Source organism: Mycobacterium sp. NPDC050041 (assembly GCF_049541695.1).
Taxonomy (GTDB): Bacteria; Actinomycetota; Actinomycetes; order Mycobacteriales; family Mycobacteriaceae; genus Mycobacterium.
Map to the genome: position 1 here is coordinate 205725 of NZ_JBMVDG010000007.1, position 21365 is coordinate 227089.

Consider the following 21365-nt stretch of genomic DNA (forward strand, 5'->3'; position numbering starts at 1 on the left):
AGTCGGCGGACATAGGCTGGCCCCCTCGGGCTACAGACACGTGGTCCGTGCCACCCGCGGTGGTGCCTGCGTCGATCGGACATTCATGAACCCTGACCTTCGGCGCGACATCCTGCCGATCCCCGACGTCGCCCATGTCGGTCTCACCACCTACGACGCCAAGGATCCCGACACCAGCTATCCGCCGATCTCCGACGTGCGGCCGCCCGATGGTGCGCCCAACGTGCTGGTCATCCTCATCGACGACGTCGGCTTCGGCGCCAGCAGCGCCTTCGGGGGGCCCTGCGAAACCCCGAACTTCGAGAAGCTCGCGACGGGTGGCCTCAAGTACAACCGCTTTCACACCACAGCCCTGTGCTCACCGACGCGCCAGGCGCTGCTGACCGGACGCAACCACCACTCGGTGGGCATGGGCAATATCACTGAAACCGCCACCGCCGCACCCGGGTACACCTCGGTTCTGCCCAATACCAAGGCACCCTTGGCATTGACCTTGAAGCTCAACGGCTACTCCACCGCGCAGTTCGGCAAGTGCCACGAGGTGCCCGTCTGGCAGACCAGTCCCGCCGGGCCGTTCACCGCATGGCCGACGGGCGGTGGCGGATTCGAGTACTTCTACGGCTTCATCGGTGGCGAGAACAATCAGTGGGACCCCGCGCTGTATCAGGGCACCACGCCGATCGAGCCGCCGAAGACCGCGGCCGAGGGCTATCACCTCACCGAGGACCTGACCGACAAGGCGATCAACTGGGCACGTCAGCAGAAGGCCCTGCTTCCGGACAAGCCGTTCTTCATGTACTTCGCACCAGGCGCCACCCACGCTCCGCACCATGTGCCGGCCGAGTGGATCGAACGGTATCGTGGCAAATTCGCCCACGGCTGGGATCGCCAGCGGGAGATCACCTTCGAACGACAGAAGGAACTCGGTGTCATCCCGCCGGACGCCGCGCTCACCCCACGCGATCCGGAGATCCCAGCGTGGGACGACATGGACCCGGCGCTGAAACCCGTCCTCGAGCGCGAGATGGAGGTGTACGCCGCCTTCCTGGAGCACACCGATCACCACGTCGGCCGACTGCTCGACTCGCTCGGGCCCGTCCTCGAGGACACCCTGGTCTACCTGATCATCGGCGACAACGGAGCGTCGGCCGAAGGCACGTTGCAGGGTTCGTTCAACGAGATGGCCAACTTCAACGGCATGGCGGCAATCGAGACCCCCGAGTTCCTGATGTCGAAGATCGACGAGTTCGGCGGCGAGGGCTCCTACGGGCATTACGCCGTCGGGTGGGCGTGGGCGATGGACACGCCGTATCAGTGGACCAAGCAGGTGGCGTCGCACTGGGGCGGCACCCGCAACGGCACCATCGTGCACTGGCCGAAGGGGATCGAGGACAAGGGTGGACACCGCAACCAGTTCAGCCACGTCATCGACTTCGCGCCGACCGTGCTCGAAGCGGCGGGGATCCCGGCGCCGACGATCGTCAACGGTGTCCTGCAGAGTCCGTACGAGGGCACCAGCATGGTGTACAGCTTCAACGAGGCCGACGCGCCCGAACGACATCAGACGCAGTACTTCGAGATGTTCTGCAACCGCGGCATCTATCACAAGGGCTGGAGCGCGGTGACCAAACATCGCACGCCCTGGGCAATGGGCGGGGCCGTCATGCCCGCCTTCGATGAAGACGTGTGGGAGCTCTACGACGGCAACGTCGACTGGACACAGGCAAACGACCTCTCGGAGCAGAACCCGGACAAACTCCACGAGCTGCAACGGCTCTGGTTGATCGAGGCGGTCAAGTACAACGTGCTGCCGCTCGACGATCGCCAGATCGAGCGCATCAACCCCACGTTGGCCGGTAGACCGTCCTTGATCAAGGGCAACAGTCAGATGCTCTTTCCGGGCATGGGCCGGTTGTCGGAGAACAGCGTCGTCGACATCAAGAACAAGTCGTTCGCCGTCACCTCCGAAGTGGAGGTCCCCGACGGCGGCGCCGGCGGTGTGATCATCGCCCAGGGCGGGCGATTCGGTGGCTGGAGCCTGTATGCCGCGAACGGTCGCGCCAAGTTCCACTACAACGTGCTCGGCATCACGTCATACGACATCGAGGCCGCCGAGCCCATCCCGGCAGGCAGCGTCCAGGTACGGATGGAGTTCGCCTACGACGGTGGCGGGATGGGTCGTGGCGGCGACGTCACGCTGTACTACGACGGCAAGGAGGTCGGCAGGGGACGCGTCGACCAGACGCAGGGCTTCATCTTCTCCGCCGACGAGACCACCGACGTCGGCTACGAGTCCGGGACCACGGTCAGCCCGGAGTACACCGCCCACACCAGTGCGTTCAACGGCAGGATCGACTGGGTGCGCATCGATCTCGGGGAAGACTCGAAGGATGCCGACCACTACATCGACCCGGAGGAGCGCTTCCGGGTGGCGATGGCGCGGCAGTAGTCAGCGCGTCGCTTCGTTCACCGGCACCACCGTCGGCACCACGAACTGGGTCAGCATCGCCCGTTCGTCGGCCTCGTCGCGGCCGGGGAACATCAGCAGTGACGTCAGCACACGCACCAGCCAGCGTGCCCGCCGCTCGACGTCGTCATCGTCGTCGACGCCCAGCGCTCTCACGAACGACTCGACGAGTGCCTTGATCACCTCCGACTGCTCGGCCATCTGGCCGCCGATCGGCCGCTCCGTCGAGGCGAACCACGATGACATCGCCGGGCTGTCGCGGACGCTGGCGACCGCGGTCAGCACCCCTTCGACCATCCGCTCCGCCGGATCGGTCAGTCCGCCCACCCGACGCGCCAACTCCTGGTAGAGCCGCTGGGCCTCGCGGTGCACATAGGCAGCGTGCAGCGCGTCGCGGTTCTCGAAATACCGGTACAGCGTGGCCCTCGAACACCCCGCTGCTTTGGCGATGTCGTGCATGCCCACGGTGGCGGCGTCGCGTTCGGTGAACAGCTGCTCCGCGGCGTCGAGGATGCGGTCGGCGGCAACCTCGGTGCGCCGGTCGGCCAGCCAGTCGCCCGGCATCAGGCGGTGACGGTGAACGGCACGGACAGCGGTCGCCGGACGTAGCTGCCGCCGGCCCACACGACGCCCGCCTCGTCCACCTCGAATTCGGGTATGCGGGTGAGCAATTCCTCGAGTGTCACCCGCGACTGCATGCGCGCGGCCGCGGCGCCGAGGCAGTGATGTGCGCCGTGGCTGAACGTCAGGATGTTGCGCGGCCGGCGGGCCACATCGAGTTCGCCAGCGTCGTCGCCGTACTGGCGCTCGTCGCGGTTGCCCGAGCCGTAGAGGAACATGGCCCGGCGGCCCTGGGGGATGGTGGTGTCGCCGATGGTGACGTCCCGGGTCACCGTGCGGCCGAGCATCTGGACGGGGGAGGTGAGTCGGAGGAACTCGTCGATGGACTCCGGGATCAGTTCGGGGTTCTCGGCCAGCAGCCTGCGCTGGTCGGGCCGCTGGTGCAGGAGTTGCACTGCGCCGCCGAGCATTCCGGTGGTGGTGTCGTTGCCGCCGGTGACCATGGTGAACGTGAAGGCGAGGATGGACAACACTCCGGCGATGTCACCGTCGGCGCCGACACCGGCCGCGACGAGGTGCGACACGGTGTCGTCCTCCGGCTCGACGCGCCTGCGTTCGATCAGCGCCGTGAAGTAGGCCATCATCGCGCCGAGTGAATCGCCGAGGGTCTCCAGCGCGCCGCCGAGCCCGCCCTCGGCGGTGTTGGCGGCGACGATCGCGTCGGTCCATCCGTCGAACTGGTGGCGGTCGGCGTCGGGCACCCCGAGGTAGTGCGCGACGACCATCGACGGCAACGGTTTGAAGAGTTCGGCGACGATGTCCCCGCCGCCGTTGGAGCGCAACCCCTCGATGCGCTCCACGACGAACTCGCGGACCTTCGGCTCGACGGCCTCGACCTGCCGCGGGGTGAAGCCACGTGACACCAGTCTGCGGAACTCGGTGTGCACGGGCGGGTCCTGCATGACCATCGGCGGATTGTCCTGCAGGCCGATCATTTCGAGCTCGCCATAGTTCACGGTCAGGCCCTGGGCAGACGAGAAGGTCTCGTGATCGCGGGCCGCGGTGAAGATGTCGGCGTGCCGGGAGAGCACGTAGTAGTCGTGCTCGGGCTGGTTGCTGGGGACCACGTGATGCACCGGGTCGTGATCCCGCAGCGCGCGGTACATCGGCCACGGGTCCGGCCAGGTCTCGGCGTCGGCGAGTTCGAACCGCGCCGACGACTCATGAGACAAAGTCGCTGTCATGTCTCATGCCTACGACAGTAGAGCGTGAATGTCAAGGGTTGCGCGGCTGGATCTGCTTTGCCGCGATCCTCAGCCGGGGAGCGATCGTGGTAGCCCGAACGACGGCAGCACGTCGTTGTCGAAGCGGGTCAACGCGCAGATCCGGTCGCCCGAGACAGTGAGGACGAGCAGGCCTGACCCGTGCCGGATGCCGCCGGCGGGGGTGCGGAGGTAGGCCCCGAACGCCAGCTGGCCGTTGGCCCGCGTCGGCATGAGGTCATATCTCGGCCCACGGCCGAAGATGCTGGCGTAGAAGCGTGCCACGACGTCGCGGCCGTGGTACTCGAGAGGAATCGGCGGCATGGACACGGAGACGTCGGCGGTGAGTAGGGCGACCAGCTCATTGACGTCACCAGACTCGTACGCGCGCACGAACTTCGCCACCAGCTCCCGCTCGGCGGGGGAGTCGGGAGCGGGTGGCGGGGAGTCTTCGCCTCTTGGCGGTAGGCGCCGCAGCAGCGTGCTACGGGCTCGTTTGAGCGCGCTGTTGACCGAGTCGACGGTCGCCCCCAGCATGTCGGCGACCTCGTCGGCGTGGTATCCGAGCACCTCGCGCAGGACGAGCACCGCCCGCTGGCGGGCCGGCAGGACTTGCAGCGCGGTCACGTAGGCAAGAGAAATGGCTTCGGTCTGCTCGTAGCGAGCCTCCGGGCCCAGCTGCGTGTCGGCCGCACCCTCGAGGAGAGCGTCGGGAAAGGGCTCCAGCCAGACGATTTCGCCCAGCCGACTCGGTTCTGGCAGTTCGATCTCGGAGATGTTCCACTCCTTGGCCGGGCGGCGTTTGGCCGAGCGAAGCGCGTCAAGACATCGGTTGGTGGCGATTCGGTAGAGCCAGGTGCGGATCGAGGCGCGTCCCTCGAACCGTTCGAGCCCCTGCCAGGCGGACAGCAGTGTGTCCTGCAGGGCATCCTCGGCGTCCTGAAAGGAACCGAGCATCCGGTAGCAGTGCACCAGCAACTCTCGGCGGTACGGCTCGGTCAGCGTCTGAAACGCGTCGCCGTCTCCGGCCCGCGCCCTCGCGATCAGCTCGGTTGTCACCACGCGTCACCACTTCGCCCTCGCGTCACGGCACTCCCTCTGATTGCACCTACACAAGTATCGACGCCGGCCGGGCCGCCAACTGGGCGCACAATCCGCGCCCAGTTTCGCGGTGTCGCTGCGCCTACATCTTCGACAGTTCGAAATCCCTCAGTAGGAGGACGCATGACCATCTCAGACAAGGCGGTTCTGGTGACCGGGGCCAATCGCGGAATCGGACGGGCACTCATCGAGGAAGCCCTGGCGAGAGGCGCGAAACGGGTGTACGCCGCCGCGCGTCAGCCGATGACGCACTCGGATCGGCGCGTTACACCCCTGACCCTCGACGTGACCAACCCCGCGCAGATCCGGAGGGCCGTCGATGACGTGGAATCTCTCGACATCCTCATCAACAACGCCGGCCTGGCGCTGTACGACGACTTGAGCGATCCCGCCGCGCTCGAACAGCAACTCGCCGTCAATCTCTTCGGCACGTACGGCGTGACCCGGGCTTTCCTGCCGATGCTCACTCGTTCCCGCGGAGCGATCGTCAACGTGGGATCGGTGACGGCCCTGGCCGCCCTGCCGGTCATACCGGCCTACTCGATTTCAAAAGCAGCCGTCTTCAACCTGACGCAATCGCTGCGTGCTCTCTTGGCCGGACATGGCGTGAGCGTGCACGCCGTTCTGGCCGGCCCGGTGGACACGGACATGTCCCGAGACCTCGACGTACCGAAGGCCTCCCCGGAGTCCGTTGCACGCGCCATCTTGGACGGACTGCAGATCGGGGAGGAAGACATCTTCCCCGATCCGATGTCGCAGTCAATGGCCGAGAGCTGGCGCAGCAGTGCGGCCAAAGCGCTCGAGCGTCAGTTCGCGGCACTCCACAACGCACAGCCGGTCACGTCGTGATCAGAGGCCACACGGAGAAAGTCGGCCCTCCCTCCAGCGCCCAGTTCTCGGCTCGGCCGCAGTCAATACAGACAGGCGAAATCGTGAGACTCGAAAGGCGGAGACCGCAATGAACACACCACCGATCGTGTCGGCGCAGGAGTGGGAGGCTGCACACCAGCAGCTGCTCGTCAAAGAGAAGGAGATCCTGCGCGCCCGAGACGCGCTGGCCGCCTCGCGTCGACGGATGCCATGGCTGCCCGTGGACGAGCAGTACGAATTCGACGGGCCCAGCGGCCGGGCCACTCTGCACGACCTGTTCGACGGACGCCGTCAACTGATCGTCTACCGCGCCTTCTTCGAACCCGGCGTGCACGGATGGCCCGACCATGCCTGCCGCGGTTGCTCCATGGTTGCCGACAACATCGGCCACGTCGCCCACCTGAACGCCCGCGACACCACGCTCGTGCTGGTTTCACGCGCACCGCAGGCCGACATCGAGCGGGTGAAGGCGAGGATGGGCTGGCGGATGCCGTGGTACACGCTCACCGACGACTTCGACGTCGACTTCGGGGTGGACCAATGGCACGGAACCAACGCGTTCATCCGTGACGGCGACACGGTGTACCGCACCTACTTCGTCAACAACCGCGGCGACGAGTCCTTGGGCAGCACGTGGAGCTACCTCGACATCACCGCCCTCGGGCGGCAGGAGAATTGGGAAGACTCACCCGACGGCTACCCGCAGACCCCGCCCTATGAGTGGTGGAACTGGCACGACGAATACGGTGACCCCGCGTCGTCGTCCGAGGAATGGAAGCAACGGTCGGCTGCCGCACAGGCCCTGCTGCGCACGGATCCGAAGGCCCGCGCCACATGAAAGACCGTGCCGCCGTCTTCGGGCGCAGAGCGTGTGCCGCACTGGCAGCGTGTTCAGCTGTGCTGCACGGCGTTGCGCTCCCGCACACGACGAGCGTCTCTGCGGCCGCGCTGATTGTGGTGATGCTCGCAGCGTGCTTGTTCTGCGCGCGTGACCTGTGGACGCGCGGCACGCTGCGGGCCTGGGTCCTGGTTGCGTTGATGAACCTCGCCATGATCGCCGTCCACGCCCCTCTGTCGGCGACGCATCACCACGGGGGCGGTGTCAACGCAGATGCGTCAGCGCACCATTCGACGGTCATGACCCTGGCCACCGCACTCGCGGCGGTCGAGGTCATCGCCGCCACCGCGGTGCTGTACTACCGGACCCGCGCACGTCGGCCCGGCCGGTCAGCTACGGGCGAACACGGGCTGAGCTCGCACCGAGCTTCGGTACTGTCATCGAATGATCGTCACACGCGAAATCACCTATGAGGCCGACGGATTGACGATGATCGCGCACTTGGCGCAGCCGTCTGGCACGGGCCCCTCGCCGGCTGTGCTCATCGGACATGACGGGATCGGACTCGAGGACTATCAACGCAGCCGCGCCGACATCCTCGCCGCGCACGGTTTCATCGCCCTCACGATGGACTACCACGCCGGCCAGACGTACTTCGGCGACCCGCAAGGGATGCTGGCTCGCGTCATGCCATTGCTGGCCGACCCGACCCGCATGCACGCGATCGGCCGTGCCGCGCTCGACGTCCTACTCGATGTACCCGGCGTCGACCACGACCGGCTCGCCGCGCTCGGCTACGGCGCCGGCGGCTCCATCGTGCTGGAACTCGCCAAGGCCGAGGTTCCTTTCAAAGCACTGGCCGCGATCCATCCGGGCCTGCCCGCTGCCCATGCCGAGGTGTGGCCCGACGTGGGCGGCGCCTTCCTGCTCTGCACGGGTTCCGAGGATCCACTGTGCACCCCCGCTCAACTCATGGAGTTCGCGAGCGGACTTCAGAACGCCGGGGTTGACTGGCGGGTGAACATCTACGGCGGAGCCAAGCACGCGTTCTGGGCCGATCCCCACCAACTTGTCGACTCATCTGCTCCCACTGTGCCCGGCGTAGGACACCACGCTCCGTCGTCGACACGAGCGTGGCAGGCGGTACTGGACCTGCTTGATGAGGTATTCGCTGCGGAGAGTAGTCAGTAGTCATGACCGGCTCGTTGCGGTGGGACCTTGCGATCGGTCTCGCCGGGGCACTGGTGCTGGCGTGGCTCGCACTCGTCATCGCCCTGGTGGTCGTGCGGCCCCGCGGCGGGCTGCTGCGCGAGGCGCTGCGCATTCTGCCCGACGCGTTGCGGCTCATTCGCCGCCTCGCCGCAGACGAAACACTGCCGCGCGGGGTACGGGTGCGGATGGCGCTGCTGCTGATCTACCTCGCGCTGCCGTTCGACCTGATCCCTGACTTCGTCCCGGTTCTCGGATATGCCGACGACGCGATCATCGTCGCTGCGGTGCTACGCAGCGTCGTGCGCCGCGCCGGGATCGACGCCGTCCGGGCGCACTGGCCCGGCAGCGAGGACGGATTCGCCGCGCTCGTCCGACTCGCAGGCCTGGGACGCGCCACCGACGCGTGAGCCATTCGCGAGAAACCCGAAACGCTAGAAGGCTGCGCCGGGATTGAGGATGTTGGCCGGATCGAGCGCCGCCTTGATGCGCTGATTGAGGGCCATCACGTCGGGCCCCACCTGACCCGCCAGCCACGGCCGCTTGAGCCTGCCGACGCCGTGCTCGCCGGTGATCGTCCCGCCCAAGCTGATCGCCAGGTCCATGATCTCACCGAAGGCGGTCTGGGCCCGCTGCGCCATGTCGGCATCGGCGGGGTCGAACACGATCAGCGGGTGGGTGTTGCCGTCGCCGGCGTGCGCGATCACCGAGATCATCACGTCGTGCTGGGCGGCCAGCTTCTCGACTCCGGCGACCAGGTCGGCCAGCGCGGGCAGCGGCACCCCGACGTCCTCCAGCAACAGCGACCCCTTGGCCTCGACGGCCGGGATGGCGAAGCGCCGCGCCGCGACGAAGGCCTCGCCCTCGTCCGGATCAGCGGTCGAGAACACCTCCGTCGCACCGTGTTCGGTGAACACCCGGGCCATGTACTCGGCATCCTCGGTGCCTGCCGCGCCGCGGTCGTCGGACGCCGCGACCATCATCGCCGCGGCGTTGCGGTCCAGGCCCATCTTGAGCTTGTCCTCGACGGCGTTGACGGCGACGGAGTCCATGAACTCGAGCATCGACGGCCGGATCTTCCCGGTGATCTCGACGACGGCGTCGGCAGCGGCGGCCACGGAGTTGAACGAGGCGACCACCGTGCTCGCGACCTTCTGCGGCGGCAGCAGCTTCAGGGTGACCTCGGTGATCACGCCGAGCGTGCCCTCGCTGCCGACGAACAGTTTCGTCAGGCTGAGGCCGGCGACGTCCTTGAGCCGCGGGCCGCCGAGCCGCACCGCGGTGCCGTCGGCCAGCACCACCTGCAGGCCGAGCACGTAGTCGGTGGTGACGCCGTACTTCACACAGCACAGCCCGCCCGCGTTGGTCGCGATGTTTCCACCGATGCTGCAGATCTCGTAGGACGACGGGTCCGGCGGGTACCAGAGGTCGTACTCGGCCACCGCCTTCTTCACCTCGGCGTTGAGCAGTCCGGGTTGCACGACCGCGGTGCGGGTGACGGGGTCGACGGTGATGTCGCGCATCTTCTCGGTGGACAGCACGATGCCGCCGTCGAGCGCGGTCGCCCCGCCCGACAGTCCGGTGCCCATGCCGCGGGGTACCACCGGCACGCCGTGCGTACTTGCCCACCGCAACACCGTCTGCACCTCCTCGGTGCGGCGCGGCCGGACCACCGCCAGCGCGGTACCCGCTGCGGGGTCGGCGGCGCGGTCGTGGCGGTAGGCGGCGACGACGTCGGGATCGGTGACGACGACGCCGTCTGGCAGTTCGTCGACCAGTTCGGCAACCCGCTGATCGGTCATGGGGGAGATGCTACGAGTCGTCATGAGGGCACCATCCAGGACAGCACCGGCGAGGCCTGCAGCGCCGACAGCGCACACAGCAGCACGAGGAAGCCCAGGCTCCACAGGACGACCCGCCGGAAGATGTCGCCCTCCTTGCCGTCGAGGCCCACCGCCGCCGCGGCGATCGCCAGGTTCTGCGGGGAGATCATCTTGCCGAGCACGCCGCCGGAGCTGTTCGATGCGGCCATCAGCACGTCGGACAGTCCGGCCTGATTCGCGGCCGTCACCTGCAGCGCGCCGAACAGTGAGTTGGCCGACGTGTCCGATCCGGTGACCGCGACACCGAGCCAGCCCAGGATCGGCGACAGCAGCGCGAACGCCCCACCCGTGCCGGCCAGCAAGGTGCCGAGGGTGATGGTCTGTCCGGACAGGTTCATCACGAAGGCCAGGGCGAGCACCGTCATCACGGTGACGATCGCCCAGCGGAGTTGATGCAGCGTCACCCCGTAGGCCTTCAGCGCCCGTGCCGCCGAGAGCTTCAGCGCCACCATGGTGAGCACGCCTGCGATGAGCATCTGTGTGCCCGGGGTGGTGAGCAGGTTCAAGTTGAACTTCGTCAGGGTGGACGGGTCGCCGTCGGCGTCGACCACGTTCAAGCCTGGCCAGGTGAAGGCGAAGGTCGCCGAATCGAGCAGGCTCTTCACCGCGGGGATCTGGCAGATCACGAAGACCCCGATGATGATCCCATACGGCGCATACGCCTTGACGACGTCGGCGCGGGAGTCCTCCACCTCGCGGTCGGCTCCATCGTCGTCACCGACACCGACAGCGGGGGCGGGGGGCTCACCGGGGCCGGTCGCGCCTGCGGTCACCGGAGTCTCCGCGGGCTCGGTGTAGGCGTGCCGCGGCCGCCACACCCGTACCAGCACGACCACCGCGGCCGCTGACAGCAGCGCGGCCACCACGTCGGCCAGCGGCACCGAGACGAAGTTCGACGTCGCGTACTGCGCGACCGCGAACACCACGCCGCACACCACTGCGGCTGGCCATGTCTCGCGCATGCCGCGCTTGCCGTCCACGATCGCCACCAGGGCCAGCGGCACCAGCAGCGCCAGGATCGGCGTCTGTCTTCCGACCATCGCGCCGAGTGTGTCGACCGGCAGTTCGGTCACCTTGCTCAGTGTGATGATCGGCGTGGCCATGGCGCCGAACGCGACGGGCGCGGTGTTGGCGACCAGCGCCAGCACGGCCGCCTTCAGCGGGCGGAAGCCGAGCGCCATCAGCATCACCGACGTCACCGCGACCGGGGTGCCGAAGCCGGCGAGCGCCTCGATCAACGCGCCGAACGAAAAGGCGATGATGATCGCCTGGATTCGCTGGTCGTCGCTGACCGAGCTGAACGACCGCCGAAGCACGTCGAAATGCCCTGTCTCGACTGTCATCTGATACACCCAGATCGCATTGATGACGATCCACAGGATGGGGAAGAAGCCGAATGCCGCGCCCTCGCTACCGGCGAGCAGGGTCTGGCCGACCGGCATGCCGTAGACGAAGACGGCGATCGCGATGCTGACGGCCAGCGAGATCAGCGACGCCTTCCACGCCGTCATCTTGAGTGCGCCGAGCAGGACGAACAACAGCAGCAGAGGTATCGCCGCCACGACGGCGCTCCACGCGAGGGAACCTGCGACTGGATCGAGAACCTGCTGGTACACGGCTCACCTCGGGTGTGGTGTGGGTCACAACCTCGGGTGGCTACCCGCTTCGGTGGTCACGGTAAACGCACATTCAGCGGGCCAGGGCCGCGGCGAACTGCACACCGTCGACGAACGTGTCCTTGCGGGCGACCCGCCAGTCGTCGGTGACGGTGACGAGGTCCATGCAGTCCCAGCGGGCCGGGCGACCGTCGGGTCCCGAGCACGTCAACGTCCAGTCCAGCACCCAGTGCCGCGGTCCGAACTCGGTGCGGTGCACGACGAAGCCGAAGTCCGGCAGCGCGGCGAACATGTCCGCGAACGCGGCCCGCACCGCGGGGCGGCCGTCCACCGCGGGCCTGCCGTGGTGCAGCCAGAACCGGGTCTGCTCGGCGTGCAGCGCCACGATGGCGTCCGGATCACGGGCGGCCCACGCGGCGACGTATTCGTCGTACAGCTCGGCGAGTGACTGCGGCGCGCTCATCGGACCTCGAACACCCGGTAGTGCACCTCGCTGAGAGAGGCCTGGTTGATCGCGACCGTGTGGACGGCGTTGATCCACCGGTAGCGCTCGTCGTCGGTGTCGAACAGCGGGGTCGAGTGCGCCACCATCTCGTCGTGCCGGATCAGTTCGCCCGCGGCGAATCTCGTGGCGGCCTCTGGCGGCATCTGCACCCGTCCGGTGCACGTGAGGTGGATGAGCGCACCGTCGTCGGTGCGCATGGTGGCGCGCACGTCGAGGCGGGCGACGCGGTCGCTGCCGAAGAGGATCCAGTCGCCGCCGCCGGGCAGGATGTCGCCGGCGATGCGTGGGCCCTCGCAGCGGCCGTGCCGGACCACGTAGGTGAAGCGGGTGCCGACCGGGGTGTCGAAGATCTGGACGGGATCGAACCCGATCCGGATGTCCAGCAGGTGTTCCAGCGTGGGGGCGATGTCGATATCGGTGAGAGCGGTTGTCATGGCGAGCCTTTCGTCACAGGGGTGTAATGGCGGAGGGGAACAGCGGTGCCAGGTGGTGCGGGTCGAGGAGGTCGATCCGCGGGTCGGTGATGTCGAGCCGGCGCAGCATCAACCGGGCGACCGCGTCGTCGGACCCGGCAATCCGGCACTCCCTTGCGGCGTCGGCCCCGCGGATCCAGCGGTCGCCGGTCCAGGTGACCGACAGCGTCGCCGACGGTGCGGCCAGCGTGAAGGCGCACGCCGACGCCTCGAGCGGTGCCGCCTGCCGCAGCAGGTAGTGCTCGCCGAAGCCGAACAGCGCGGTGCGCGTGGCGTCGGAGAACGGCATGATGCCGCGCCCCGTCGCGATCTCGAGATCGTTGCGGTGCACCCCGAATTCGACGATCAGGCTCCGCAGCGCGGCGGTGACGGGGTAGGGGCCGAAGGGCAGCGGGATGGTCGGCCACGTCTGCGGACCCCGGGTGATCGCGCCGACGAGGTGCTCCACGGCGGCGCGGACGACCAGGGCAGGGTCGGCGCCACCCAGCATCACCTCGCCCGGCGGTGACGGGACGCCGAAGCGGGCCCGGTGAAACGCCTCGGCGTCACGGACGACGCCGACCGCGACATGGGTGGCGAGGTCGTCGATCGTCCAGTCGGCGCACGGCGTGGGCGCGCCTCGTCCGTCCGGGTGCACGGTGTCCAACCGGTCGGCGAAGGCGAGGGCCTCTGCGGCGACGGCGTCGGCGAGGGGGAGCAGCGAGTGCATTTCTGCAACGTAACCATATTGCTTGGAAAAAACAAGTATGTGCTTGGACAAGTCAAGTTGCGGGTAGGATGACCGGGTGCCCAATCGCTCCTACGGCCAGCACTGCGCCGTGGCCAAAAGCCTCGACGTCGTCGGCGACCGCTGGACGCTGCTGATCGTGCGCGAACTCCTCGACCGCCCACAGCGTTACGGCGATCTGCTCAGCGGGCTGGCGCCGATCGCCACCGACATGCTGGCCGGGCGGCTGCGCGATCTCGAACGGCACGGGCTGGTGGTCAAGCGGGAACTCCCGAAGCCGGCGTCGGGCAGCGTCTACGAACTCACCGACCACGGGCGGGCACTCGAAGACGTGATCGACGCGCTGGCGCGGTGGGGCCGCCCGCTGCTCGCCACCCGCGAACCGAGGGCGGTGGTGCGCCCGCAGTGGCTGGCCCGCGCGCTGCGCGCCTACCTGCGGCCGGACCGCGGCGGCCCCGACCTCGTCGTGCGTCTCGCCACGCCCCAGGGCGGCACCACGATGCGCATCACCGCCGAGACGGTCGAGGAGGAACCCGACGACACCGTCGCCGACGTCATGCTGACCGGAGACATCGAGGTGCTGGGCGCCGCGCTGGACCCCGACCAGGTGCCTGGGCTGATGTCGGCGGGCCGCCTGCACATCGGCGGAGAGCCCGCCGCGGTCCGCCGGTTCGCCAAACTGCTGCTGCCGCAGCGGGTCTAGCCTCGACCGGCGACCGGCGCCCGGTCCAGCTCGCGCAGCGCGGGCAGGAACACCGCCGCAACGCCGAGCAGCAGCATCGGCACCGACAGCGCCAGGAACGTGATGTGCAGGCCCGCCGAATCGGCCAGCGGTCCGGCCAGGATCAGTCCGAGTGGTCCTGCGGCATAGGCCAGCGACCCCATCACGCCGACCACCCGGCCGCGCAGGTGCTGCGGCGCCCTGGTCTGCATGACGTAGTTGTAGATCGGGGCGATCGGCCCGTAGACGAAACCGACGATCGCCGACAGCACCAGGATGATCGGCAACGGGGGCAGGAAGGCGATCACCGTCATCGCCACGCCGAGCGTGAGCAGCGCGGTGAGCATCACCGCGCGCCGGGACATGTGCCGGGACAGCACCGCGTAGCCAAGCGCGCCGATCAGCCCGCCGATGCTCAACGCCATCAGCACCCAGCCCAGCTGGGCCGGCTCGTCGCGATCGGTGAAGTACTTGGGGAACAGCACGCTCTCCATCGGCATGTACAGCCCGGTGGCGGCGAGGTCGACGAACGCCAGCGTGCGCAGCACCGGTGTGTGCCACACGAACTTGAGTCCCTCGACGATTCCCGCCCACACGCCCTCGGGCAGCTCGGCCCGGTCGGGCGTGCCCGCACCTTCGAGCCGCAACACCGTGATCGCGGCGATCGACAGCAGGAACGCCCCGGCCGTCACCCACATGGTGTTGACCCCGCCGAGTGTGGCGATCAGCAGTCCGCCGATGCCCGGGCCGACGATGTAGGCCAGGTTGAACGCCGCTTCGTAGACACTGTTGGCGCGGTCCAGCGTCCAGCCCGCCCGGTGTGCGGCCTCGGGCAGCATCGTCTCGCGGGCGGTCAAGCCTGCGGGGTCGAAGAACGCCCCGAGGGCGGCGAGGCCCGCCAGCACGCCGACGTTGATCACCTCGACGCCGAACGACAGGGCGAGTATCGGCACGGCGGCGACCGAGATCGCCGACAGCGCATCGGAGATCATCGACACCCTGCGCCGGCCGAGGTAGTCCACCGCGGCGCCCGCGATCAGCGTGGCGACCAGCAGCGGCAGCGTCCCCGCCATCGCGACGATCGAGGCGTCCACCGCAGAACCGTTGCGCTGCAACACCAGCCACGGGAAGGCGACCATCGAGATGCCGTTACCCGCACCGGCGGTCAGCGCCGCGAACAGGATGAGGTGGAGCGGACCGCGCGAAGTGGTGATCATGGGGTATCGCGGCCGAATCTAGCAGCGCGGGCACCGCCGCGGCGACGGGTTTTCCGGCTCGGGCACAGTGGAGTCGTGCCACTGCCCCATCCACGTACCGGAGCGCTCTTCGGCTCCCCGGTGCCACCCGGCTCGGGGTGGCCCGGTGATCCGGCGACCACGCACATCGCGGTGGCGTCGTCCCCTGCGCAGGTGGTGGCGATGGCCGCGGCGACCGGGACGCTCGACGAGCTCGACGCCGTCGTGTCGGTGTGCCGGGCCTGCCCGCGGCTTGTCGAATGGCGCGAGGAGGTGGCCGTCACCAAGCGCAAGTCGTTCGCCGGCGAGCCGTACTGGGGCAGGCCGATCACCGGCTGGGGTGCGGCGCGGCCGGCCATCATGGTCGTCGGCCTGGCCCCCGCCGCACAGGGCGGCAACCGCACCGGCCGGGTGTTCACCGGGGACCGGTCCGGTGACTTCCTGTTCGCCGCGCTGCACCGCACCGGGCTGGCGAATCAGGCGACGTCGGTGGACGCCGCCGACGGGCTGACGCTCCTGCACACCCGGATGGCGGCCGCGGTGCGCTGCGCCCCGCCCGGCAATGCGCCGACCCCCGCGGAGCGGTCGGCGTGTGCGCCGTGGCTGGACGCCGAGTGGCGGCTGGTGAGCGCCGATGTGCGCGTCGTCGTCGCGCTCGGCGGGTTCGCGTGGCGGGCGGCACTGCAGATGGTGCGCACCGGCGGCGGCACCGTCGCCACCCCCGCGCCGGCGTTCGGGCATGCCGTCACCGCCCGGCTGACGACCCCGCACGGCCCGCTCGCGCTCATCGGCTGCTACCACCCCAGCCAGCAGAACACGTTCACCGGCAGGCTCACTCCGGCCATGATGGACGACGTTTTCACCCTGGCGAAACAGGAGGCGGGACTGTGATGTTCACACCGAAGGACTATCCGGGTGTCGCGGCGCGTTGAATTTCGGGTGCAGCTCTCCGTACTCGACCTCGTACCGGTGCGCACCGACCAGACCACGTCGGACGCGCTCGCGGCCACCACCCACCTCGCGCAGACCGCCGACCAGCTCGGATACACCCGCTACTGGATCGCCGAGCACCACAACATGCCCGCCGTCGCGGCCACCAGCCCGCCGGTGGTGATCGCGCACCTCGCCGCGCAGACGCAGCGGGTCCGGCTGGGCTCGGGCGGGGTGATGCTGCCCAACCACGCGCCGCTGGCAGTGGCCGAGCAGTTCGCGCTGCTCGAAGCCGCCCACCCCGGCCGCATCGACCTGGGCATCGGGCGGGCGCCGGGATCCGATCCGGTGACGTCGATGGCGTTGCGCGGCGCCGCCGGGCGGGACGACCGCGACATCGAGGCGTTCCCGCAGTACCTCGACGACGTCGTCGCGCTGATGGGTGCGCGCGGGGTGCGGGTGCCGCTGCCGCGTGACCTGATGCGGGAGAACTACGTGCTCAAGGCGACGCCCGCGGCGGCCAGCGAGCCGCGGCTGTGGCTTCTCGGCTCGTCGATGTACTCGGCGCATCTGGCGGCGGCCAAGGGCTTGCCCTACGTATTCGCCCACCATTTCTCCGGCCAGGGGACCAAGGAGGCGCTGGCGGCCTACCGCTCGGAGTTCCGGCCCAGCGAGCTGGCGGCCGAACCGGTGACGTTCCTGACCGTCAACGCCTCGGTCGCCGAGACCCGCGACGAGGCGATGGCGCTGCTGCTGCCGAATCTGCACATGATGGCGCGGCTGCGTACCGGGCAACCGCTGGGTCCGCTGGAACTGGTCGAGGACGCCGAGCAGATCCGGTTCGGCCCCCGCGAGCAGGCGGTGGTGGACCACGGACTGGCCCGCGCGGTGGTGGGGTCACCCACCGAGGCGGCCGACCAGGTCCGCGCGCTGGCCAAGGAGTTCGGCGTCGACGAGGTGATGGTCAACCCGGTGGCCTCGGCCCGTCGCGGCACCGACCCCGCGAGCGCGCCGGGCCGGGACACGACGCTCGAACTGCTGGCGAAGGAACTCTTCTAGCCGCGCGGCGTCAGCACGACCACCGGGATCGGCCGGGTGGTCCGCTTCTGGTAGCCGATGTAGCGGTCCTTGTTGCCCTTCATGTTGTTGACGATCGGCCACAGCCGGGTGAACTCGGGATCGTCGGGGAAGACGGCGCGGGCGGTTGCCGGAATCCGCTTGGGTCCGACGTTGATCTCGACGTCGGGGTTCGCCTTGAGGTTGTGGTACCAGCCCGGCGCCCGCGGTTCGCCACCCATCGACGCGACAACCAGGTAGTCGTCACCGTCGCGTGCGTAGCTCAGGGTGTTGGCCCGCTGCTGGCCGGTCTTCGCGCCGATGGTGTGCAACAGCAGGTTCGACGGGCCACCCGGGATGGTGTGCCCGACGCGGCCGTTGGTGGCCTTGTAGAGCTTGTCGTGCAGCAGCAGTAGCCGGTATCCGATGTTCTTTTCCCACCACGGCATGCCCATGGCTCAATCCTGCCCCGCCGAGTCGAGTTGTTCCAGCGCTTCGCGCAGAAGACGGCCGCTCTCTTCCCGGTCCGGGTCGCGGCGCAGCAGCATGCCCTTGGCGAACGACAGCTTGTCGCCGTCGCGGCGGGGCAGCACGTGCAGGTGGATGTGGAACACGCTCTGGAAGGCGGCCTTGCCGTCGTTGATGGCGATGTTGTTGCCGTCGGCGTGCAATCCGGAGGCGCGCGCCGCCCTGGCGATGCGCTGACCGATGGTCGCCATGTCGGCGACGGTCTGCGGCGGCGTGTCGGTCAGGTCCACCAGGTGGCGCTTGGGAAACACCAGGGTGTGACCGCGGGTGAAGGGGCGGATGTCGAGGATCGCCAGGTAGTCGTCGTCCTCGTAGATGCGGATGGCGGGGGCCTCGCCGGCCACGATGGCGCAGAACACACAGGACATCCCGCCCACGCTAGCGGGGGACGGTCAGATGTTGTCCTTGGCCCACTCGGCCAGCCGCCGGTCGCGCTCCTCGGCCGAGACGTCCTCGACGCGGGTCATCACCGCCCACCGCTGACCGAACGGATCGAGGATGGACGCGAAGCGGTCGCCGGTGACGAAGGTCTGGATCGGTTCGCGGATCGTCGCGCCTGCGGCCTCGGCGCGCGCGACGACCCCGTCGGCGTCGGCGCAGTACAGCACGAGTGAATGGGTGACGGACTCCGAACGCGGCGGCGCCTCGAGCTGGTATTCGGGGTTCGGGTCGCCCAGCTGCAGCCGGCCGTTGCCGAAGTCCAGCTCGGCGTGCGGGACGGTGCCGTCGGGGCCGTCCATCTTCTCGACGATCGCGGCGCCGAACACGTCGACGTAGAAGTCGATCGCCTTCGCGGCGCCGTCGATCACCAGGAACGGGGTCAGGCTGGTGTAGCCCTCCGGAATGGGTTGGACGCTCATGGCGTCGAGTTTCGTAGGTTGGTGGACATGGGCGCTTGGAAAAACACGCCAGCGACCCCGATCCGCGGGTTGGTCGGGCGGGCGGCGTCCGCGTCGGCGTTCGATCTGCACCGCTGGGCCCCGTCGGACGGCGCCGCCCGGTTCGTCGAGCACTTCTGGTCGGTCACCTGGGACCTGCGCGGTCGTCCGTCCTTCGACAGCACGGTGATCACCTTCCCGTCGATGCACCTCACCCGCGAGTGGGGCACCGACGGCGCCCGGCACGGGCACCCGCTGCCTGCCACGCTTCTGCACGGCGTGGTTGACCACGTGTTCCAGGTGACGATCGCCGAGTCGGGTGCGGTGGTGGGGGCGCGATTCCGCCCGGGTGGCTTCGTCGCCCGGTTCGGCGGCGACGCCGCGACACTCACCGGCCGGGTTCAGCCGGTGCGCGAGTTGGCCGGTGCCGCACTGGATCTCGTGGATGACGTGGCTGAGGCGGGCCGTCGTCTCGACCAGGTGATCGCCGCGCACCCCGGTCCGGTGGATCCGACGTTCGGCGCGCTGTGCGACCTGGTGGACAGGATCCGTGACGACGCCCGGTTGCATCGCGTCGAGCAGGTGATGACGGAGTCGCCGTGGAGCGCCAGGACCACGCAGCGGGTGTTCCGCCGTTACGTCGGGGTCCCGGTGAAGTGGGTGTTGTGCCGGTACCGGTTGCAGCAGGCGGCACTGGAGATCGAGACCCGGCGTGGCGTCGACTTCGCCGACCTCGCCGTCCAACTCGGGTGGTACGACCAGGCGCACTTCATCAACGACTTCCGCTCGATGCTCGGCTGCACCCCGGGCGAGTACGCATCACGGTACGGCGGATGACGGGTCAGCCGACCGCCCGCCGCCACGCCGCCAGCTTGTCGGCGTAGCGCATCGTCTGGGCGGGGCTGGTCGACGGTGCCCGCACGTAGGACAGGTCCGGCGGTGCCGTCACCAGCCGCTGGAAGTTCTGTTCGGCCGCGGCGCCGTTGAACACCACCCGCGAGATCGACGGCTGCCCGGCGAAGAACGCCGGGAAGTCGTTGGCCACCATGCTCGTCCGTTCGACGGCGGAGTCCAGGCTGCCCGCCCGGCGGCAGGAGCGCAGCACGTCCCACACGGCGACGCCGTGACCCAGCAGGGCGGCCACCCGCTCGTCGTATCCGGCGTCGGCGTCGAACCCGAAGAGGTCCGCGGCGATGCGCCAGAACGCGTTGCGTGGATTCGCGTAGTACTGCTGTGCCCCGAGCGACAGCACGCTCGGCATGTTGCCGAGCACCAGAAGCCGCGGGCGTGCACCGACCAGCGGCGGGAAGCCGTGCGACACCGGTGTGGTCATGTGTGCTGTATAGCAAGCCGGACCGGCGGTATACGTTGGCCGGGTGGCCGACGAGGTGGACATCGAAGCCTCGGGGCTGCTCGAGGGACTTGAGGGCAGAGCCCGGGCCGAACGTGCGGAACTGATCGAGTGGCTGCTCGGACGCGGCATCACGGTGGCCGAGATCGCCGACGCCTCCGCGCCGACGGTGCTGGCGTCGCGCCGGTTCATCGGCGACGACGGCACGTACGTGTCGGCGCGGGAGACCAGCGAGAAGTTCGGGATCGACCTCGAGCTGTTGCAACAGGTGCAGCGCGCGATGAGTCTGCCGCGGGTCGACGATCCGGATGCCGCCGTGCACATGCGTGCCGACGCCGAAGCCGCCGCGCATGCCCAGCGGTTCATCGACCTCGGCCTCACGCCGGAGCAGATCGTCATCACCGTGCGGCAGCTGTCAGAGGGACTCTCGCGGGCCGCCGAGGTGATGCGGGCGGTCGCGCTGGCCGCGGTGCTCAAACCCGGTGCGACGGAACTGGACATCGCCAAGGGATCCGAGGCGCTGACCCGCGAGATCGCACCGCTGCTCGGGCCGATGATCCAGGACATGCTGATGCTGCAGTTGCGGCACACGATGGAGACCGAGGGGGTCAGCGCCAGCGAGCGGGCCGAGGGACGACCGCTGCCGGGTGCCCGGGTGGTCACCGTCGCTTTCGCCGACCTCGTCGGCTTCACCCGGTTGGGCGAGGCGGTGCCGCCCGAGGACCTCGAGCGGTTGGCGAACCGGCTGGCCGACCTCGCCCGCGACGTCGCGGTGCCGCCGGTGCGGTTCATCAAGACGATCGGTGACGAGGTGATGCTGGTCAGCACGTCGGCGGCGGCGTTGCTGGAGGCGGTGCTGGATCTGGTCGACGCCACCGAATCCGACGACGACCTGCCGTCCCTGCGGGTCGGTCTGGCGACCGGTCCGGCGGTCAGCCGTGCGGGGGACTGGTTCGGCAGTTCGGTGAACCTCGCGAGCCGGGTGACGAGCACCGCCCGCCCCGGCGCGGTGCTGGCCGCCGAATCGACCCGCGATGCGATCGGCGACGACGGCGCATTCGCCTGGTCCTTCGCCGGCGGCCGGCATCTCAAGGGCATCAAGGACGAGGTCAAGCTCTTCCGCGCCCGCCGCGCGGCGGGCGATGCCCCGTGAG

General features: G+C 68.9%; 24 protein-coding genes. 11 read left to right on the forward strand and 13 right to left on the reverse strand.

The annotated features are described in order from the left end of the window. Window positions 1-85 precede the first annotated feature (85 nt). On the forward strand, window positions 86-2449 hold the full coding sequence (locus ACPCHZ_RS21445) for an arylsulfatase (RefSeq protein WP_423486577.1): 2364 nt from the start codon (window positions 86-88) through the stop codon (window positions 2447-2449). Here ACPCHZ_RS21445 and ACPCHZ_RS21450 read toward each other — a convergent pair whose 3' ends face one another. The 3 genes from ACPCHZ_RS21450 to ACPCHZ_RS21460 form a co-directional block, all read right to left on the reverse strand. After that, window positions 2450-3031, reverse strand: coding sequence for a TetR/AcrR family transcriptional regulator (locus ACPCHZ_RS21450; protein ID WP_423486578.1), 582 nt, complete (start codon window positions 3029-3031; stop codon window positions 2450-2452). It abuts the gene before it with no gap. Then, on the reverse strand, window positions 3031-4272 hold the full coding sequence (locus ACPCHZ_RS21455) for a cytochrome P450 (protein ID WP_423486579.1): 1242 nt from the start codon (window positions 4270-4272) through the stop codon (window positions 3031-3033). The genes ACPCHZ_RS21450 and ACPCHZ_RS21455 overlap by 1 nt, the downstream gene beginning before the upstream one ends. A gap of 69 nt (window positions 4273-4341) precedes the next feature. Continuing rightward, complete coding sequence (locus ACPCHZ_RS21460) at window positions 4342-5352, reverse strand: sigma-70 family RNA polymerase sigma factor (protein ID WP_423486580.1); 1011 nt, start codon at window positions 5350-5352, stop codon at window positions 4342-4344. A gap of 162 nt (window positions 5353-5514) precedes the next feature. On the opposite strand from ACPCHZ_RS21460, the gene ACPCHZ_RS21465 reads away from it, so the two are divergent. The 5 genes from ACPCHZ_RS21465 (at window position 5515) to ACPCHZ_RS21485 (ending at window position 8718) form a co-directional block, all read left to right on the forward strand. Further along, the gene (locus ACPCHZ_RS21465) at window positions 5515-6240 is read left to right on the forward strand and encodes an SDR family NAD(P)-dependent oxidoreductase (protein ID WP_423486581.1); all 726 of its coding nucleotides are present in this window, start codon (window positions 5515-5517) and stop codon (window positions 6238-6240) included. Between the two features lie 109 nt (window positions 6241-6349). Next, window positions 6350-7099, forward strand: coding sequence for a DUF899 domain-containing protein (locus ACPCHZ_RS21470; RefSeq protein ID WP_423486582.1), 750 nt, complete (start codon window positions 6350-6352; stop codon window positions 7097-7099). Window positions 7100-7158: 59 nt separating this feature from the next. Beyond that, window positions 7159-7572, forward strand: coding sequence for a hypothetical protein (locus ACPCHZ_RS21475; RefSeq protein WP_423486583.1), 414 nt, complete (start codon window positions 7159-7161; stop codon window positions 7570-7572). After that, complete coding sequence (locus ACPCHZ_RS21480; RefSeq protein WP_423486584.1) at window positions 7544-8290, forward strand: dienelactone hydrolase family protein; 747 nt, start codon at window positions 7544-7546, stop codon at window positions 8288-8290. The genes ACPCHZ_RS21475 and ACPCHZ_RS21480 overlap by 29 nt, the downstream gene beginning before the upstream one ends. 2 nt (window positions 8291-8292) lie before the next feature. Next, window positions 8293-8718 carry a YkvA family protein gene (locus ACPCHZ_RS21485; RefSeq protein ID WP_423486585.1) on the forward strand — a complete coding sequence of 142 codons (426 nt, stop codon included), beginning with the start codon at window positions 8293-8295 and terminating at the stop codon, window positions 8716-8718. A 24-nt stretch (window positions 8719-8742) separates the two neighbouring features. On the opposite strand, the gene ACPCHZ_RS21490 is transcribed toward ACPCHZ_RS21485, so the two are convergent. From ACPCHZ_RS21490 to ACPCHZ_RS21510, 5 genes are all read right to left on the reverse strand, one after another. After that, entirely contained in the window at window positions 8743-10110 is a 1368-nt protein-coding gene (locus ACPCHZ_RS21490) for an FAD-binding oxidoreductase (protein ID WP_423486586.1), read from the reverse strand. Window positions 10111-10130: 20 nt separating this feature from the next. Then, on the reverse strand, window positions 10131-11807 hold the full coding sequence (locus tag ACPCHZ_RS21495) for an L-lactate permease (protein ID WP_423486587.1): 1677 nt from the start codon (window positions 11805-11807) through the stop codon (window positions 10131-10133). Window positions 11808-11880: 73 nt separating this feature from the next. Next, complete coding sequence (locus ACPCHZ_RS21500; RefSeq protein ID WP_423486588.1) at window positions 11881-12270, reverse strand: nuclear transport factor 2 family protein; 390 nt, start codon at window positions 12268-12270, stop codon at window positions 11881-11883. Beyond that, window positions 12267-12746, reverse strand: coding sequence for a DUF3237 domain-containing protein (locus ACPCHZ_RS21505; RefSeq protein ID WP_423486589.1), 480 nt, complete (start codon window positions 12744-12746; stop codon window positions 12267-12269). Before ACPCHZ_RS21505 ends, ACPCHZ_RS21500 begins: the two co-directional genes overlap by 4 nt. A 13-nt stretch (window positions 12747-12759) precedes the next feature. Continuing rightward, window positions 12760-13494: a maleylpyruvate isomerase family mycothiol-dependent enzyme gene (locus ACPCHZ_RS21510; RefSeq protein WP_423486590.1), complete on the reverse strand. Its 735-nt coding sequence runs from the start codon at window positions 13492-13494 to the stop codon at window positions 12760-12762. A gap of 76 nt (window positions 13495-13570) precedes the next feature. Here ACPCHZ_RS21510 and ACPCHZ_RS21515 point away from each other — a divergent pair, with 76 nt between their 5' ends. After that, on the forward strand, window positions 13571-14215 hold the full coding sequence (locus ACPCHZ_RS21515) for a winged helix-turn-helix transcriptional regulator (protein ID WP_423486591.1): 645 nt from the start codon (window positions 13571-13573) through the stop codon (window positions 14213-14215). Here ACPCHZ_RS21515 and ACPCHZ_RS21520 read toward each other — a convergent pair. After that, window positions 14212-15450, reverse strand: a complete 1239-nt coding sequence (locus ACPCHZ_RS21520; protein WP_423486592.1) for an MFS transporter — start codon at window positions 15448-15450, stop codon at window positions 14212-14214. The two genes, ACPCHZ_RS21515 and ACPCHZ_RS21520, sit on opposite strands and share 4 nt — an antisense overlap. Window positions 15451-15525: 75 nt before the next feature. On the opposite strand from ACPCHZ_RS21520, the gene ACPCHZ_RS21525 reads away from it, so the two are divergent. After that, a complete protein-coding gene (locus ACPCHZ_RS21525) occupies window positions 15526-16359 on the forward strand; it encodes a uracil-DNA glycosylase (RefSeq protein ID WP_423486593.1) in 834 nt (277 codons plus the stop codon). Window positions 16360-16407: 48 nt separating this feature from the next. Next, window positions 16408-17457: an LLM class flavin-dependent oxidoreductase gene (locus ACPCHZ_RS21530; protein WP_423486686.1), complete on the forward strand. Its 1050-nt coding sequence runs from the start codon at window positions 16408-16410 to the stop codon at window positions 17455-17457. On the opposite strand, the gene ACPCHZ_RS21535 is transcribed toward ACPCHZ_RS21530, so the two are convergent. The 3 genes from ACPCHZ_RS21535 to ACPCHZ_RS21545 are packed head-to-tail and all read right to left on the reverse strand — an operon-like array spanning window position 17454 to window position 18842. Beyond that, the gene (locus tag ACPCHZ_RS21535; protein WP_423486687.1) at window positions 17454-17903 is read right to left on the reverse strand and encodes a nitroreductase family deazaflavin-dependent oxidoreductase; all 450 of its coding nucleotides are present in this window, start codon (window positions 17901-17903) and stop codon (window positions 17454-17456) included. The genes ACPCHZ_RS21530 and ACPCHZ_RS21535 overlap by 4 nt on opposite strands. 9 nt (window positions 17904-17912) lie before the next feature. Beyond that, entirely contained in the window at window positions 17913-18350 is a 438-nt protein-coding gene (locus ACPCHZ_RS21540) for an HIT family protein (protein WP_364974042.1), read from the reverse strand. Window positions 18351-18374: 24 nt separating this feature from the next. Next, window positions 18375-18842: a VOC family protein gene (locus ACPCHZ_RS21545; RefSeq protein WP_423486594.1), complete on the reverse strand. Its 468-nt coding sequence runs from the start codon at window positions 18840-18842 to the stop codon at window positions 18375-18377. A 27-nt stretch (window positions 18843-18869) separates the two neighbouring features. Between ACPCHZ_RS21545 and ACPCHZ_RS21550 the strand changes: the two genes are divergently transcribed. Further along, complete coding sequence (locus ACPCHZ_RS21550) at window positions 18870-19697, forward strand: DUF6597 domain-containing transcriptional factor (RefSeq protein WP_423486595.1); 828 nt, start codon at window positions 18870-18872, stop codon at window positions 19695-19697. Between the two features lie 4 nt (window positions 19698-19701). On the opposite strand, the gene ACPCHZ_RS21555 is transcribed toward ACPCHZ_RS21550, so the two are convergent. Further along, window positions 19702-20193, reverse strand: coding sequence for a DNA-deoxyinosine glycosylase (locus tag ACPCHZ_RS21555; protein WP_423486596.1), 492 nt, complete (start codon window positions 20191-20193; stop codon window positions 19702-19704). A gap of 43 nt (window positions 20194-20236) precedes the next feature. On the opposite strand from ACPCHZ_RS21555, the gene ACPCHZ_RS21560 reads away from it, so the two are divergent. Further along, window positions 20237-21364, forward strand: a complete 1128-nt coding sequence (locus ACPCHZ_RS21560; RefSeq protein ID WP_423486597.1) for an adenylate/guanylate cyclase domain-containing protein — start codon at window positions 20237-20239, stop codon at window positions 21362-21364. Window position 21365 lies beyond the last annotated feature (1 nt).